Origin of the sequence: Pleomorphochaeta sp. DL1XJH-081, assembly GCF_049310885.1 — a bacterium.
Taxonomy (GTDB): domain Bacteria; phylum Spirochaetota; class Spirochaetia; order Sphaerochaetales; family Sphaerochaetaceae; genus CAYZJV01.
Map to the genome: position 1 here is coordinate 1 of NZ_JBMDYO010000046.1, position 292 is coordinate 292.

Annotated in this window: 1 protein-coding gene; it reads left to right on the forward strand. The window is 58.6% G+C overall.

The features are described 5' to 3' along the window. On the forward strand, positions 1 to 292 hold a 292-nt coding region (locus ACODJP_RS13845), incomplete at both ends, for a phosphopantetheine-binding protein (RefSeq protein WP_422482496.1).

Below are 292 nucleotides of genomic sequence, written 5' to 3' on the forward strand. Positions count from 1 at the left end.
GACAGTCCAGAAGAACAGAGGAGCGCCGTAACGCTGGTGGCGGACGCGGGAAGTGTCATCCCTAGCGAACCGTCGGTGCGCCGTCAGCCGCGTCCGGCGTTTTCGGTGCCTTACGCGGCTCCAGAGAGCAAAACGCAGTGCGGCTTAGTGGCGATTTGTGAAGCATTGCTGGGAATTGACGGCTTGGGCATTGACGACAACTTCTTCGAAGCTGGCGGACATTCATTGATGCTGGGCATGTTGCTGGCGCAGGTACAGGAACGGTTCGCCGTCACTCTTTCCTTTTTCGACG